Source organism: Achromobacter sp. EB05, from assembly GCF_044232075.1.
Classification (GTDB): domain Bacteria; phylum Pseudomonadota; class Gammaproteobacteria; order Burkholderiales; family Burkholderiaceae_B; genus Achromobacter; species Achromobacter dolens.
Map to the genome: position 1 here is coordinate 1,696,213 of NZ_CP155917.1, position 13,890 is coordinate 1,710,102.

The following is a 13,890-nucleotide window of genomic DNA, read 5'->3' on the forward strand; positions in this document are numbered from 1 at the left end:
AAACCGCGCCGTCGTATTCCGACGGCGCGGGTGGCGGCCTTACCAGACCGCCGCCAGCTTGACCCGTCCGGAGACGCTTTCGGCGATCTCCAGGAAGTGGTCCAGCGGCGGCGTGGCCAGCCCTGGCACCTTGGCCATGTCGTCCCAGCGCCTCAGGCGGATCGCATCCGGCGCGCCCGGCATGCTGGCGAAATCCACCGCCTGGCCCGCATCGAAGCTGCCCCCCTGAAGCGCCAGGCTGCGTTTCGAATCCTCCGAAAGCGACGCTTCATACTGCGGCTCCACATAGCAGAGGTAGCGCTTGGCCTCCACGTGCAGCCGGATCGGATCCAGCACCGCCGAACTGAACAGCCCGCGCAGGAACGGCAGCACGAAATATTGATGCTTGTCGTCGATGCCGCGCAGGGTGGGCGTGTCCGGATGGTCCGCGATCAGGTGGCCGAGGTCGTGCAGCAGGCAGGCAGTGATCAACTGGGCATTGGCGCCATGGCGTTCGGCCAGCGTCGCGGTCTGCAGCGCGTGGCGCAGGTGGCTGACGGATTCGCCATGATAGGAACGGTGCCCGCGTTCCAGGAAAAGCTGTTCGATGTCCTGCAGGGTCAAGGCCATGGTTGTCTCCTGAGTGGCCGCAAGGGGAAGAGGCGGGGCAGTGATCCCACGGATCAGCCGGCTGCCGGCGCCATCTCCAGAAAGCGCGCGATGAGCTGCACCGGTTGGCGCTCGCGCAGGCAGTACAGGTATTCATGCATCACGACATCGGCGCCCTCGATGTCCAGGGCCGCCAGTTCGGGATGGGACGGGATTTCGCGTGACGGGATCAGGCTGATGCCCAGTTCGCACAGGATCGCCTGGCGGATCGATTCGCGGCTGCCGATTTCCAGCGTGCGCTTGACCGTCACGCCGGCCGCCTGCAGGGCTTCTTCGGTCAGCTGGCGCGTCATCGATCCGGGTTCGCGCAGCAGCAGCGCGTGGTCGGCCAGGTCGGCCAGCGCCACCTTGCCGCGCCGCGCCAGCGGGTGGCCGCGATGCGTCACCACGCGGATCGGATCCGCCGCGATCATGCGGCGGTACAAATGCTTGTCATCCATCAGAAACGAGGACGTGGCAATCTCGATACGATAATCATGCAGCGCCTGCAGCATGCTCTGCGAGTTGCCGATGGCCACGGTCAGGTCGATGCCGGGGTAGAGCTGGTTGTAGCGGCGCACCGTGTCCATGATGTAGTACGGCCCGGTGGCGCCGATGCGCAGGTTGCCCTCGCGCAGGTCGCTGGCGTCGCGCAGCCGGAAATCGATCTCGGTTTCCTGCTGCACCAGCTTTTCGACCATCGGCATCAGGCTGTGCCCGGCATCCGACAGTCGCATGCCGCGCCCCTGGCGATGGAACAGCTCGACGCCATAGCGCGATTCCAACTGGCGCAGTTGCCCCGTCACCGTGGGTTGGCTGACGCCCAACTGGGCCGCGGCCTTGGTGACGGTGCCGCAGCGAGCCACGGCATAGAAGGATTTCAGTTCGGCGACGAGCACGTTGGGCAGGGCCTGTAAACGGATGAATCGGTGGACGGATTGCGCAAGACCGCCAGTACACCAAAATAATTTGATGTTTTTATTACTGCATTTACGCGAAGTGTCATAAACACTCAATACGCGCCTTCCATACTGCCTTCGTTCCCAGACCGGAGGCCCCATGGCCCAACAGCTCCAACGCGATACCAACACTGTTCCGACGGGCGCTACGCCCCAGCCCGGAGCGCAGCGCGGGGGCTTTCTTTCGGTCAGCAATCTCGTCAAGCGCTTCGGCAGCCATACGGCGCTGTCGGATGTGTCGCTGGATATCCGCGCCGGTGAACTGGTGTGCCTGCTGGGCCCCTCGGGCTGCGGCAAGACCACGCTGCTGCGCGCCATCGCCGGCCTGGAGCGCCAGGACAGCGGCACCATCCTCCTGTCGGGCCGTGACATCTCCCATGCCGAGCCCCAAGAGCGCGACTACGGCATCCTGTTCCAGTCCTATGCGCTGTTTCCCAACCTGACCGTGGCCCAGAACGTGGCGTATGGCCTGAGCGGCAAGCGCGCCCATCGCAAGCATGTGGCCGACCGGGTCGAGGAAATGCTGACGCTGGTGGGCCTGGCCGGCGCTTCCCATAAATATCCGGGCCAGATCTCCGGCGGCCAGCAGCAGCGCGTGGCGCTGGCCCGCGCCCTGGCGCCGTCGCCGTCCCTGCTGCTGCTGGACGAGCCGATGTCGGCGCTGGATGCGCGGGTGCGCGAACATCTGCGTATCGAATTGCGCGCGCTGCAGAAACGCCTGTCGATCACCACGCTGATGGTGACGCACGACCAGGAAGAGGCCATGGTCATGGCCGACCGCATCGCCGTCATGAACGGCGGCGTCATCGAACAATTCGGCACCCCGCGCGAGCTGTATCGCCAGCCGGGTTCTGCCTTCATCGCCGATTTTGTGGGCGAGGCCAACTGGCTGCCGTTCGAGCGCATCGATGCGCACCACGCCCGCGTCGGCCGCCAGGAACTGGCGGTGGACGAGGCGCTGGAGCGCAACGTCGGCAAGCTGTTCGTGCGGCCCGAGGCGGTGCGCGTGAGCGTGGCGCGTCCGGAGCAGCCCAACACCATGCTGGCCGACGTGCTGGACGGTGTGTTCCTGGGCCGCGGCTACCGCCTGGCGCTGCGCCTGGAAGGCGTGCCCGGCGCGACCGTGCACTCGATCGTGTCCCCTGAAACCGGAGATGCCCTGCTGGGGCCTCACGCTGCCAGCCGTTGCTGGGTGGAGCTGCCGCGCCATGCGATTCGCGCCTACGCTTGATCCGGCTGCGAGCCCCGTCCCCGCCGCCATGTCCGTGCCCACCGACACGTCCGTCGCCCCCGTTGCGGCGTCATTGGGCCGCCGGCCGCTGCCCGCCTGGGTCGGCGCCTTCGGGCTGACGCTCGGGCAGGGCGCCCTGGCGCTGGGACTGGCACTGTTCCTGGCCCTGCCGCTGGTGGCGATCCTGGCCAAGTCGGTCACCGATGCCAATGGCGATTGGGCCGGCCTGTCGGTGGTGCTGGGCATCATCGGCGCCGACGGTTTCCTCGGCATGGTCGGGCGCAGCCTGACGGTGGGCGTGGTCACCATGATGCTGGTGGTGCCATGCGCCTATGCCTTCGCCTACGCCCTGACGCGCAGCCGCATTCCTGGCAAGGGCCTGCTGCGCACCATCGCGCTGCTGCCGCTGCTGGCGCCGTCGCTGCTGCCGGGCATCGCGCTGGTCTACCTGCTGGGCAACCAGGGCCTGCTGAAAGGCCTGTTCGGCGGCGCGACCATCTATGGCTTCTGGGGCATCGTGGTGGGCGAGGCGTTCTATACCTTCCCGCACGCGCTGATGATCCTGCTGACCGGCCTGACGCTGGCCGACGGCCGCCTCTATGACGCGGCGCGCGCCATGGGCGCCGGGCCGTTGCGCACCTTCATGACGGTGACCCTGCCCGGCACGCGCTATGCGGTGTTCTCGGCCTGCTGCGTGGTGTTCACGCTGACGGTGACCGACTTCGGCGTGCCCAAGGTGGTGGGCGGCGACTACAACGTGCTGGCGATGGAAGCCTACAAGGCGGTGGTCGGCCAGCAGAACTTCCCCAAGGGCGCCGCCATCGGCATCCTGCTGCTGTTGCCGGCGCTGCTGACCTTCGTGCTGGACCGCCGCCTGCGGGCCCGCCAGGGCGCCCAGTTGAGCGGTCGCGCCCAGCCCTATGCGGCCGGCGCCAACCGTCGGCGCGACACGGCCTTCCTGCTGCTGGCAGGCGCCATGGCCGGGTTTCTGCTGCTCATCATCGGCGTGGCGGTGTGGGCCTCGTTCGTGAAGATGTGGCCCTACAACCTGTCGCTGTCGCTGCGTTCTTACGACTTCGACAACATGGATGGCGGCGGCTGGCTGGCCTGGCGCAACAGCCTGGAACTGGCCTTCTGCACCGCGCTGATCGGCACGGTGGTGGTGTTCCTGGGCGCCTGGATGATGGAAAAGGTGCCGGCCCGCAGCGCCTCGTCGCGCGGCCTGCGCGGTGTGCTGGGGATGCTGGCGCTGATGCCGATGGCCGTGCCCGGCCTGGTGCTGGGCCTGGGCTACATCTTCTTCTTCAACGGCGCCGCCAATCCGCTCAATATGCTGTACGGCACCATGCCGCTGCTGGTGCTGTGCACGGTGGTGCACTTCTACACCAGCGCGCACCTGACGGCCGCCACCGCGCTGAACGCGCTGGACCCGGAGTTCGAAGCCGCCTCGGCCTCGCTCAAGGTGCCGCGCCTGACCACCTTCCTGCGCGTGACGCTGCCGATGTGCCTGCCGGCCGCGCTGGACGTCGCCCGCTACCTGTTCGTTTCCGCCATGACCACCGTGTCGGCCGTGGTGTTCCTGTACAGCCCGTCCACGGTGCTGGCCGCCGTCGCGGTGCTGAACATGGATGACGCCGGCTTCATCGGCCCGGCCGCCGCCATGTGCACCGTGATCATGGCCAGCTCGGCGGTCGCGGCGCTGCTGCTGCACCTGGCCAGCCGCGCCCTGGTGGCGCGCAGCCAGGCGTGGCGCCGGCCCGCGACCCTTTGATTTGAATACTCAGCAAGGAAGACCCTCATGACTGTTTCGCCTCTGCCCGTCCGCCTGGAAGCGGTGATTTTCGATTGGGCCGGCACGCTGGTCGACTTCGGTTCCTTCGCGCCGACCAAGGTGTTCGTCGACGCCTTCGCCGAGTTCGGCATGGAAGTCACGCTGGAGCAGGCCCGCGGCCCGATGGGGGTGGGCAAGTGGGACCATATCCGCGCGCTGTGCGACGAGCCCGCCATCGCCAACCAGTACCAGGCCCGGTTCGGCCGCCTGCCGACCGACGACGACGTCACCGCCATCTATGAGCGCTTCCTGCCGATGCAGTTGGACAAGGTGGCGCAGTACTCGGCGGCCATTCCCGGCGCGGCCGAGCTGCTGCGCGCGCTGCGCCAGCGCGGCCTGAAGATCGGCTCATGCTCCGGCTACCCCGGCAGCGTGATGCGCCGCGTGGTCGAGCGCGCCGCCGGCGAAGGCCTGCAGCCCGATTGCATCGTCGCCAGCGACGACGTGCCGCGCGCGCGCCCGGCGCCGGCCATGGCGCTCAAGAACGTGGTGGAGCTGGGCCTGACGGATGTGGCCGGCTGCGTCAAGGTCGACGACACCGCTCCCGGCATCGAGGAAGGCCGCCGCGCCGGCATGTGGACCGTCGGCCTGCTGCTGTCGGGCAATGCCGCCGGCCTGACGCTGGACGAATACCTGAGCCTGGACGACAACGGCCGCCAGGCGGCCCGCGAGCGCGCCGGCCGCGAACTGTCGGGCGCCGCGCCGCATTACCTGATCGACACCGTGGCCGACCTGCCTGGCGTGATTGCCGATATCGAATCCCGCCTGGCGGCGGGGCAGCGACCCTGAGGCTGCCCACGCCGGGAATCCTGACCCAACCTTTTTTCGCAACGCTCCGCGGCGGGCATGGGCCGGCCGCGGCGACCCGACTCACCCTTTTTCCGCTCACCCACGGAGTACCCTCATGAAACGCTTCACGCTGCTTGCCTTGGCCGCCGCTTTCGCCGGCATCACCGGCGCCGCTTCCGCCGAGACCACGCTGACCGTCTACACGGCGCTGGAAGCCGACCAGATCAAGGCCTACCAGGCCGCCTTCGAAAAGGCCAACCCCGACATCAAGATCCAGTGGGTGCGCGACTCCACGGGCATCATCACCGCCAAGTTGCTGGCCGAAAAGAGCAACCCCAAGGCCGACGTGATCTGGGGCCTGGCCGGCACCTCGCTGGGCCTGATGGACAAGGAAGGCATGCTGCAGCCCTACGCCCCCAAGGGCCTGGGCCAGATCGCCGCCAATATGCGCGATGCCAAGGCCGAGCCCACCTGGGTCGGCATGGACGGCTTCGCCGCCGCCATCTGCTTTAACACCGTCGAAGCCGAAAAGCAGAAGCTGCCCAAGCCCGAATCGTGGCAGGACCTGACCAAGCCGGTCTACGCCGGCAAGATCGTCATGCCGAACCCGGCCTCGTCGGGCACGGGCTTCCTGGACGTCAGCGCCTGGCTGCAGATCTTCGGCGAAGAAAAGGGCTGGGCCTACATGGACGCCCTGCACAAGAACATCGGTTCGTATACGCACTCGGGCTCCAAGCCGTGCAACATGGCCGCCGCTGGCGAATTCCCGATCGGCGTGTCGTTCGACTACCGCGCCGCCAAGCTCAAGGCCGACGGCGCGCCGGTCGAAGCCGTGTTCCCGTCGGAAGGGCTGGGCTGGGAAGTCGAAGCCACCGCCATCGTCAAGGGCACCAAGAACCTGGAAGCCGCGCGCAAGCTGGCCGACTTCTCGGCCAGCCGCGAGGCCAACGAACTGTACAAGGCCAACTTCGCGGTGCTGGCAATTCCCTCGATCGCCACGTCCAATCCCAACCTGCCGGCCGACCTGACCAAGCGCATGATCAAGAACGACTTCGTCTGGGCCGCCACCAACCGCGATCGCATCATCGCCGAGTGGACCCGCCGCTACGACGGCAAGTCCGAGCCCAAGAAGAAGTAATCGGGCCACCGCGGCGGCCACGCCGCCGTGGCAGGGGAGGCGCCCGGGCGGGCGCTTCCCGTGCAACCTCTCTGCCTCGTTTTCCAAATGAAAAAATTCGACGTAGTCGTGGTCGGCGCCGGCATGCTCGGCATCGCCCACGCCTGGGCCGCCGCCAAGCGCGGCCTGTCGGTGGCCGTGATCGAACGCAGCCGCCAGGCGCATGGCGCGACCATCCGCAATTTCGGTCAGGTGATCGTCACCGGCCAGGCTCCCGGCATGATGCTGTCGCACGCCCGGCAGGCGCGCGAGCTGTGGCTGGACCTGGCATCCCAGGCCGGCTTCCATGTGCGAGCCAACGGCGCGCTGGTGCTGGCGCGCGACGCTGGCGAGGCCGACGTGCTGGACGAATTCGCCCGGACCCGCCTGCAACAGGAAGGCTATCGCGCCGAGCTGCTGTCGGGCCGTGAGGTGGCAAAGCTGTATGACGGCCAGCTGGCGCACCACTGCGCCGCGCTGCGCGGGCTGGACGACCTGCAGATCTACTCGCGCGAGGCCTTGCCGGCCATCACGCGCTACCTGGCCGATTCGCTGGGCGTCGAATTCGTCACCGGCACCCTGGCGCGCGCCGTCGAGCAAGGGCAGGTCGCGACCACCGCGGGCGACTTCGCCGGTGCGCACGTCTTCGTGTGTCCCGGCCATGACTACCTGACGCTGCTGCCCGAACAGTTCGCGCCGCTGAACCTGGAGGTGACGCGCCTGCAGATGCTGCGCGCGGCCTTCGAGACGCGTCCGATGGCGCTGGACCGCCCGCTATTGACTGGCCTGTCCTGCGTGCACTACGGCGCCTTCTCCGACCTGCCGTCGGCGCTGGCGCTGCGCGCGCAGATCCAGGCGCGCACGCCGATGCTGCTGGAAAACGGCATCCACCTGCTGATCAGCCCCACGCCTTATGGCGAGCTGATCATCGGCGACTCGCACCGCTACGGCCAGGATGCCTTCCCGTTCAACGACGAGGCGGTCGACAACGCCATGCTGGACCTGGCGTCGCAGGCGCTGGGGGCGCGGCTGCGGGTGCTGGAGCGCTGGCAGGGCGTCTATGGCACGCACGGCCCCGCGCCGTTCTCCGTGATGCCGGTGGATGCCGCCACCACGGTGGCGGTGATGCATTCGGGCGTGGGCATGACGGTCGGGCTGGCGATCGGGGAGCGCACGGTCGCCGCCGCCCTCGGCCGCTGAGCAGCCGCCCCGGCAAAAAGAAAGGGCTCGCGATCGCGAGCCCTTTTGCGTTGGCGGAGCGTGTCCTCAGAGCCGCTCCTGCATGATGCGGCGGTACCACTCATGGAAGTGCTGCATGCCGTCTTCCATCGGCGACTGGTACGGACCGGTCTCGTTCACGCCGCGCAGCATCAGCGCCTTGCGGCCGGCGTCCATGCGCTCGGCGATCTCGTCGTCCTCGATCGCCGTTTCCATGTAGGCCGCGCGTTGCGCCTCGACGAACTCGCGCTCGAAGGCGGCGATTTCCTCGGGGTAGTAGAACTCGACCACGTTGACCGTTTCCTGCGGGCTCTTCGGGTACAACGTCGACAGCACCAGCACGTGCGGATACAGCTCGATCATGTGGGTCGGGAAATACGTGACCCAGACGGCGCCGAAATCCGGCGCGTCGCCGTCGCGGAACGACAGCAGGCGATCGTGCCATTGCTTGTAGACGTCAGAACCCGGCTGGGCCAGCGCGTTATGCACGCCGACCTTCTGCAGGCTGTACCAGTCGTTGAACTCCCAGGTCAGGTCGTCGCAGGTGACGAAGCGGCCCAGCCCGGGGTGGAACGGGCCGACGTGGTAGTCCTCCAGGTACACCTCGATGAAGGTCTTCCAGTTGTAGTTGCACTGGTGCACTTCGACGTGGTCCAGCACGTAGTCGCCGAAGTCGAACTCCGGGCGCGCGAACAGCGGCGCCATGTCGGCGGCCGGGTCGCGCGGGCCTTCGAACAGCAGGCCATGGCAATCGCGCAGGCGGAACTTCTGCAGGTTCATGCACGGCGTGGTGTCGAACTGCGGCGCGCCCAGCAGCTCGCCCTGGTTGTTATAGGTCCAGCGGTGCAGCGGGCAGACGATGTTGCCGCCGGTGGCCTTGAGGCTGCCGTGCGAATTGCAATGGCCGGTGACGTCGCCGGCCTGGCCGCCCAGCATCAATGCCTGGCGGTGGCGGCAGACATTTGAGATGAGGTCAACGCCCTGCTGGTTGCGAACCAGCACGCGCCCTCCATTTTCCTGGGCCAAGGTGCGCCAATCCCCGATTTCGGGCACCAGCTTCTGGTGGCCGACGTACAGCGAGGATTGCTTGAAAATGAGTTCTTGCTCGCGGGCAAAGAGGGCTTCGTCAAAGTAAGCACTGACGGGTAGCTGGGTGCGAGCTGGCACAACATGTGCCATCCGACCGATGTCGGTCATGATTCCCTCCGCTCGGATGAATATTTCCCCCAACGCCGTGCCCACTCAGTACTGCGTACGCGGTGGGCGGGCTGCCCTCAAAGGGGGCCTCTTTCTTGGGGCGGCCCGGCGTTAAAAAGCCAGGACGGCTTGAGCTTCACCACGCCCTAGCTGTTCGGAAGGGGATGGTTAAATCCGTTCTGGCGCGAAGAAAAATCGGTGTCTGGCCGATCAAGTAAGCCGTCAATTGTACCCCAACCCCATACGCCCCGCCCGTGAAGATCGGTGAAGCTTGGTGAAGATCCGGCCCTGGCGGTTTGACCCCGCGCAAATCGTGATTAACCCTTCGCGCCGTAGGCTTTTCAGACCAGCCTGCGGGTGGCGGGATGGCGTCGCAACAGCCAACTGCTGCCCGCGGACAAAGCGAACACGGCCAGCGTCAGCAACGGCACGACCCAGGCATCGCGACGTCCGCCGCCGATGGCGCCGGCCCGGTGCGCCACATCCAGGAACACCGGATGGATCAGGTAGACCCCGAAGGTCAGCGGGGCCAGCGATGCCAGCCGCGGCAGGCGCGGCGACGAGACGATGCACTGGAACGCCGCCAGCGACATGAACGGCACGGTCAGGCTGAAGTAATCGTAGAAATAGGTGTCCAGCGTCCGGTTGCTGGACATGGTGTGCACGCCCAGTGCCGTGGCCGCCACGCTCACGGCCAGCACCAGGGTCGGACGCGGCACGCGCAGTTCGCCATCGAAGATCTGGCGGCCGGCGACGAAATAGCCCAGGTAGGGCAGGAACCAGGTCAGGAAGAAGCCGGGCTGGGCGCCGAGCGCGCGTCGGTAGAGCGCATCCAGGATGGCCAGGCCCAGAATGCCCACCACCCAAAGCGAACGCGCGCGCGGCGTGCTGCGCACGTACAGCAGGCGCACCAGCGGCGCGAACAGGTACAGTCCCACGATCATGTACAGATACCAGAGGTGGTAGTACGGCTCACCCTGGGCGACCTTGCGCGGCCAGAACGAAAAGTCGACGTGGCCGTCGTCCCACCAGTCCAGCCCGGTGCGCCAGGCCAGGTAGAAGAGGGTCCAGAACAGCAGCGGCGCGCAGATCCGCGTGACCCGCTTGCTGTAGAACCGCCTCGCATCCTGCGGCTTGTCGGGATCGAGCAGCAGGGCGCCGCTGACCATCACGAACACGGGCACACACCAGCGGACCGCGGAGTCATACAGATTGGCGGCCAGCCAGGCGCCGTTGCCGTAGGCAGACGGGTCGCTGACGATCAGGGCGGCGCTGTGCAGCAACACCACCGCCGCGGCGGCGAGCCAGCGGGCGGAATCCAGCCGGGCGTAGCGGTCATCGGTCAGTGGCATCGGGCTCCCTGGCGAAGGTGAGTCGGGCGGGGCCGGCGCGGCGGCCATCCTCGCTTTTCACCTTAGCAGCCAGGCCGATACGGGTTCTGTATCCAGGGGTTAGGGGGCGCATGAAAAACCGACAGGGCCTGCGAGGCGCTGTCGGTCGGCGGCCCCGGCGGCGCGGGCGCCCGGGCCCGCGCGGCGGCATGAACGTTTTGTCACGAAACGGATGCGACCGTCATTGCAGGACGATGTTGGCCTGCTTGATCAATTGCGACACGATGGGCTGTTCACTCTTGACCTGCCTGTCCAGTTCGGCGGCGCTGCCCGAGCGCGGCTCGATTCCCATGTCGAGCATGCGCTTTTGCACCGCCTCGTCCTTGAGCGTCTCGGCCAGCGCGGCCTGCAGTTTGTCCAGCACCGGCGCCGGCGTGCCCTTGGGGGCCACGAAGCTGAACCAGGCCGTCATGTCGAAGGACGGATAGCCTTGTTCGGCCAGCGTCGCCAGCTTCGGTTCGGTGGCCAGGCGGCTGGGGCTGGTGATCGCGAACACCTTGACCTTGCCGGCCTCGGCCTGCGGCATGCCGGTGGCGACCATGTCGAAGAACAGGTCCACGTCGCCGCTGATCAACGCCGGCAGGGCCTGGGTCGCGCCCTTGAAGGGCACGTGCAGGATGTCGATGCCGGCGCGTTCCTTGAACAGTTCGCCCGCCAGGTGCGACGAAGTGCCCGCGCCGAAGGTGGCGAAGGTCAGCTTGCCCGGATTCTGCTTGGCATAGGCGACCACGTCCGCGGTGCTGTTGAACGGGCGCTTGGGGCTGGACAGCAGTACCAGGGGGCCAATCCCGACCATGCCGATGGGCGCGAAGCCGTCGGGATCGTAGGGCAGCTCCTTATACAGATAGCGGTTGGTGACCAGCGTGGAGTTGGTGGCCATCAGGATGGTGTAGCCGTCCGGCGCCTCGCGCGAGACGAAGGCGGCGCCGATCGACGTGCCGGCGCCGGCCTTGTTCTCGACGATCATGGGCTGGCCCAGCGTCTTGGCCATGCGTTCGGCCAGCACCCGCGTCAGCACATCGGTGGCGCCGCCCGCCGGGAACGGCGAGACCACCTTGATCGGGCGGGACGGATAGGTATCTGCCTGGGCGCCCAGCGCGGCAATGCTGAGCAGTAGACCCGCCAGGAACGGGTAGCGCTTGCGAATCATGTTTTCCCCTTGAAATCGCGTGCTTGAGTGATAGGTCGGGCCCGGCTCGGCCCGGTCCGCGTGCCGGTGAAGGCGGGCGGGCAAGGCTTGCCAGGTCTCCATGGATGTTTTAAATTCCGATAAATGGAATTTAGTTTTGTTATTCGGAATAAACTATAAAAACGAAGCGAATAGAAATGCAATCTTTTTCTGACCCCAAGCGCATCCCCCATCCCGCGGCCAAACCCGACCAGAAGCTGGCGCTGAGCGCGCCCGCGCGCCGCAAGCGCGCCGGCGCCGTGGGCGAGGGGCCCGTGTCGCCCGACTTCATCACCGCGCTGGCGCGCGGCCTGGAAGTGCTGCGCTGCTTCCGGCCCGGCGTGGCGGCGCTGGGCAACCTGGACCTGGCGCGCCTGACCGGCCTGCCCAAGCCCACCATCAGCCGCATCACCTACACGCTGACCGAGTTGGGCTACCTGCGCTATCACCCGGACACCGGCAAGTACTCGCCCGGGTACGGCGTGCTGGCGTTGGGCTTCGGCCTGTTGGCCGGGCTGGAAGTGCGCGAGCTGGCCAAGGCCTCCATGACCGACCTGGCGCGCGAAACCGGCGGCGCGGTGGCGCTGGGCGCCTTCGACGGCGACGCCATGACCTATGTCGAGGCCATCCATGGTTCGTCCGCCCTCTACCTGCGCCTGCCGGTGGGCTATCGCGCCAGCCTCGACAGCGCCATGGGGCGCGCCTACCTTGCCAGCCTGCCGGCGGCGGCCTGCGCCGACGTGCTGGAACGATTGGGGCCGGCCGCGCCGGCGGCTGCCGCGATCGAGCGCGCCCGCGCCGAGTTGCGCGACACGGGTTGCTGCTTCGCGATCGGCGAGTGGCAGTCGGGCATCAATGCCGTGGCGGTGCCATTCACGTCCGTGACCGGGGAGGGCGTGTTCGTCATGAGTTGCGGCGGCCCCGAAGGCCTGCTGCCCGAGGCCGGGTTGCGCACCCAGGTGGCGCCGGCGCTGCGGGCCGCCATCGCGGGCCTGGCGGGCGCTCCCGCCTGAGCGCAAAGGCGCGGCGTGGCGCGACCGTGGTATCTCGTACAATTCACGGATTGATCCACCCCTAGTGCCCCCGGAGGCCCGTTTGGCCAAACCTTCTCAAGCCGATCCGCAGACCGACGACCGTCCCTTGCCCCAGGATTTCGAAACGGCCCTGGCCGAACTGGAATCGCTGGTCGCGGCCATGGAAGACGGTTCGCTGCCGCTGGAGCAGTCGCTGGCCGCCTACCGGCGCGGCGTGGCCCTGACCCGCGTCTGCCAGGAGCGCTTGGCGCAGGCCGAACAGCAGGTCAAGGTCCTGGAGGGCGACTTGCTGCGCCCGCTGGATGCCGCCGCGCTGGATGACGAATAAGAATCGGATGAAGCAAATACAACTCGCTTTCCCGGAGTGGCTGCAGGGCCGCGTGCGGCATGTCGAAGACGTTCTCGACGACCTCCTGCCGCCTGCCGACGCCGTGCCCGCCCGCCTGCACGAAGCCATGCGTTACGCCGTGCTCGGCGGCGGCAAGCGGGTGCGGGCCGCGCTGGTCTACGCCGCCGGCCAGGCCTGCCCGGTCAGCGGCAGCGTGCTGGCTGTCGAGGCCTCGCTGGACCGCGCCGCCGCGGCGGTGGAACTGATCCACGCCTACTCGCTGGTGCACGACGACCTGCCCTGCATGGACGACGACGTCCTGCGCCGCGGCCGTCCCACCGCCCATGTGCAGTTCGACGAAGCCACCGCCATGTTGGCCGGCGACGCGCTGCAGCCGCTCGCCTTCGAGCTGCTGGCCTCCATGCCCATCGCCCCGGCCCTGATCGTGCAGGCCACGCAGTCGCTGGCGCGCGCGGCGGGCAGCCAGGGCATGGCCGGCGGCCAGGCCATCGACCTGCTCAGCGTCGGCCACCGGCTCTCGCGCGACGAGCTGCAGCAGATGCACAGCATGAAAACCGGCGCCATGCTGGCCTGCAGCGTGGCGCTGGGCGGCATCGTCGCCGGCGCCAGCTCGGCCTCGCGCCAGGCGCTGGACGTCTACGCCCAGGCCATCGGCCTGGCGTTCCAGGTGGTGGACGATATTCTGGATGTGACCGCCGATTCCGCCAGCCTGGGCAAGACGCCGGGCAAGGACGCGGCCGAAAACAAGCCGACCTACGTTTCGTTGCTGGGGCTGGACGAAGCGCGCGCGTTCGCGGGCGAGCTGCGCGAAGCCGCGTTGTCCGCGCTCGAGCCGCTGGGCGACGCCGGCAAGCGCCTGGCCGAGCTGGCTGATTTCATCGTCCTTCGAGACCGCTGATCCGTGACCCGTCCGGGCTGGCCGCAGGCCGGGCATACGAAC

13 protein-coding genes are annotated in these 13,890 nt (G+C 67.7%); 8 read left to right on the forward strand and 5 right to left on the reverse strand.

All coding sequences use genetic code 11. The features are described 5' to 3' along the window. Positions 1-39: 39 nt before the first annotated feature. Both AAID08_RS07725 and AAID08_RS07730 read right to left on the reverse strand, forming a co-directional pair. Positions 40-609 (reverse strand): phosphonate degradation HD-domain oxygenase, encoded by a 570-nt coding sequence (locus tag AAID08_RS07725; protein WP_049072430.1) that lies wholly within the window; start codon positions 607-609, stop codon positions 40-42. 53 nt (positions 610-662) lie between these two features. Next, positions 663-1,526 (reverse strand): LysR family transcriptional regulator, encoded by an 864-nt coding sequence (locus AAID08_RS07730; RefSeq protein WP_006388352.1) that lies wholly within the window; start codon positions 1,524-1,526, stop codon positions 663-665. A 160-nt stretch (positions 1,527-1,686) separates the two neighbouring features. Here AAID08_RS07730 and AAID08_RS07735 point away from each other — a divergent pair, with 160 nt between their 5' ends. The 5 genes from AAID08_RS07735 to AAID08_RS07755 all read left to right on the forward strand — a co-directional run bounded on the left by AAID08_RS07735 (position 1,687) and on the right by AAID08_RS07755 (position 7,793). After that, positions 1,687-2,817 carry a putative 2-aminoethylphosphonate ABC transporter ATP-binding protein gene (locus AAID08_RS07735; RefSeq protein WP_049072431.1) on the forward strand — a complete coding sequence of 377 codons (1,131 nt, stop codon included), beginning with the start codon at positions 1,687-1,689 and terminating at the stop codon, positions 2,815-2,817. A 28-nt stretch (positions 2,818-2,845) separates the two neighbouring features. After that, a complete protein-coding gene (locus tag AAID08_RS07740; protein ID WP_395757502.1) occupies positions 2,846-4,588 on the forward strand; it encodes a putative 2-aminoethylphosphonate ABC transporter permease subunit in 1,743 nt (580 codons plus the stop codon). Between the two features lie 27 nt (positions 4,589-4,615). Then, positions 4,616-5,437: a phosphonoacetaldehyde hydrolase gene (gene phnX, locus AAID08_RS07745; RefSeq protein ID WP_054501397.1), complete on the forward strand. Its 822-nt coding sequence runs from the start codon at positions 4,616-4,618 to the stop codon at positions 5,435-5,437. 115 nt (positions 5,438-5,552) lie between these two features. After that, a complete protein-coding gene (locus AAID08_RS07750) occupies positions 5,553-6,575 on the forward strand; it encodes a putative 2-aminoethylphosphonate ABC transporter substrate-binding protein (protein ID WP_395757503.1) in 1,023 nt (340 codons plus the stop codon). A gap of 87 nt (positions 6,576-6,662) precedes the next feature. Beyond that, positions 6,663-7,793, forward strand: a complete 1,131-nt coding sequence (locus tag AAID08_RS07755) for a TIGR03364 family FAD-dependent oxidoreductase (protein WP_064526891.1) — start codon at positions 6,663-6,665, stop codon at positions 7,791-7,793. Between the two features lie 66 nt (positions 7,794-7,859). Here the strand turns inward: AAID08_RS07755 and AAID08_RS07760 are convergent, their stop codons facing one another. The 3 genes from AAID08_RS07760 to AAID08_RS07770 form a co-directional block, all read right to left on the reverse strand. Further along, a complete protein-coding gene (locus tag AAID08_RS07760; protein ID WP_064526889.1) occupies positions 7,860-9,008 on the reverse strand; it encodes an aromatic ring-hydroxylating dioxygenase subunit alpha in 1,149 nt (382 codons plus the stop codon). A gap of 341 nt (positions 9,009-9,349) precedes the next feature. Further along, the gene (locus tag AAID08_RS07765; RefSeq protein ID WP_054501393.1) at positions 9,350-10,360 is read right to left on the reverse strand and encodes an acyltransferase; all 1,011 of its coding nucleotides are present in this window, start codon (positions 10,358-10,360) and stop codon (positions 9,350-9,352) included. Positions 10,361-10,580: 220 nt separating this feature from the next. Beyond that, on the reverse strand, positions 10,581-11,549 hold the full coding sequence (locus tag AAID08_RS07770; protein ID WP_054501392.1) for a tripartite tricarboxylate transporter substrate binding protein: 969 nt from the start codon (positions 11,547-11,549) through the stop codon (positions 10,581-10,583). Between the two features lie 176 nt (positions 11,550-11,725). On the opposite strand from AAID08_RS07770, the gene AAID08_RS07775 reads away from it, so the two are divergent. From AAID08_RS07775 to AAID08_RS07785, 3 genes are all read left to right on the forward strand, one after another. Next, positions 11,726-12,580, forward strand: a complete 855-nt coding sequence (locus AAID08_RS07775; RefSeq protein ID WP_054433369.1) for an IclR family transcriptional regulator — start codon at positions 11,726-11,728, stop codon at positions 12,578-12,580. Positions 12,581-12,662: 82 nt separating this feature from the next. Further along, positions 12,663-12,929 carry an exodeoxyribonuclease VII small subunit gene (locus AAID08_RS07780; protein ID WP_006393710.1) on the forward strand — a complete coding sequence of 89 codons (267 nt, stop codon included), beginning with the start codon at positions 12,663-12,665 and terminating at the stop codon, positions 12,927-12,929. A gap of 7 nt (positions 12,930-12,936) precedes the next feature. Beyond that, entirely contained in the window at positions 12,937-13,848 is a 912-nt protein-coding gene (locus AAID08_RS07785) for a polyprenyl synthetase family protein (RefSeq protein WP_054501391.1), read from the forward strand. The last annotated feature ends 42 nt before the right edge of the window (positions 13,849-13,890 follow it).

Coding starts and splice junctions, on each gene's coding strand:
- AAID08_RS07765 (WP_054501393.1), bottom strand. CDS start 10,360: ATGCCACTGACCGATGACCGCTACGCCCGGCTGGATTCCGCCCGCTGG.
- AAID08_RS07735 (WP_049072431.1), top strand. CDS start 1,687: ATGGCCCAACAGCTCCAACGCGATACCAACACTGTTCCGACGGGCGCT.
- phnX (WP_054501397.1), top strand. CDS start 4,616: ATGACTGTTTCGCCTCTGCCCGTCCGCCTGGAAGCGGTGATTTTCGAT.
- AAID08_RS07750 (WP_395757503.1), top strand. CDS start 5,553: ATGAAACGCTTCACGCTGCTTGCCTTGGCCGCCGCTTTCGCCGGCATC.
- AAID08_RS07755 (WP_064526891.1), top strand. CDS start 6,663: ATGAAAAAATTCGACGTAGTCGTGGTCGGCGCCGGCATGCTCGGCATC.
- AAID08_RS07775 (WP_054433369.1), top strand. CDS start 11,726: ATGCAATCTTTTTCTGACCCCAAGCGCATCCCCCATCCCGCGGCCAAA.
- AAID08_RS07760 (WP_064526889.1), bottom strand. CDS start 9,008: ATGACCGACATCGGTCGGATGGCACATGTTGTGCCAGCTCGCACCCAG.
- AAID08_RS07785 (WP_054501391.1), top strand. CDS start 12,937: ATGAAGCAAATACAACTCGCTTTCCCGGAGTGGCTGCAGGGCCGCGTG.
- AAID08_RS07770 (WP_054501392.1), bottom strand. CDS start 11,549: ATGATTCGCAAGCGCTACCCGTTCCTGGCGGGTCTACTGCTCAGCATT.
- AAID08_RS07740 (WP_395757502.1), top strand. CDS start 2,846: ATGTCCGTGCCCACCGACACGTCCGTCGCCCCCGTTGCGGCGTCATTG.
- AAID08_RS07725 (WP_049072430.1), bottom strand. CDS start 609: ATGGCCTTGACCCTGCAGGACATCGAACAGCTTTTCCTGGAACGCGGG.